This is a genomic window from Paenibacillus sp. GCM10027628, assembly GCF_042676385.1.
Classification (GTDB): Bacteria; Bacillota; Bacilli; order Paenibacillales; family NBRC-103111; genus Paenibacillus_E.
On the sequence record NZ_JBHTHA010000055.1, the window covers coordinates 1 to 634 of the forward strand.

A 634-nucleotide genomic window follows, 5' to 3' on the forward strand; every position below is an offset into this window, starting at 1 on the left:
CTTTGTGCATCGCGGTGATGAGCGACATCGCCTTCAGCGAATGCCCGCCCAGCGCGAAGAAATCGTCCAGCACCCCGACCCGCTCGCAGCCAAGCACGTCCTGCCATATTTGCGCGAGCTCCGCTTCCAGCGCTGTCCTCGGCGCCACGTAGGCAGTGCCTGAGTCCAGCCCGCCCTCCGGTTTCGGCAGCGCTTTGCGGTCGATCTTGCCGTTGGCGGTCAGCGGGATGCGTTCCAGCTTCACAAAATGCGACGGGATCATGTACGCCGGCAAATCGCCGCCGATGTGCGCCCGCAGCTCGGATACGGTCAAATCCCCGTCTGCGATGAAGTAGGCGCACAGGTACTTTTGCCCTTGCTCGTCGTCCAGCGCCAGCACCGTCGCTTCCTGGATCCGCTCGTGCCGCAGCAGCTGCGTCTCGATCTCGCCGAGTTCGATGCGGTGCCCCCGGATCTTCACCTGATGGTCGATCCGTCCGAAATATTCCATCTCGCCGCTAGGCAGCAGGCGTGCGAGGTCGCCGGACCGGTACAGCCGCTCCTCCGGCTTGTAAGGATTCACGACGAACCGCTCTTCAGTCAGCTCCTTGCGGTTCAAATACCCGCGTGCGACGCCGTCCCCGCCTACGTACAG

Annotated in this window: 1 protein-coding gene; it reads right to left on the reverse strand. The window is 63.6% G+C overall.

Annotated features, from left to right (window positions below):
* Positions 1-634 (reverse strand): non-ribosomal peptide synthetase (locus ACFQZT_RS32160; protein ID WP_379307041.1); only part of this gene is annotated, 634 nt, incomplete at both ends.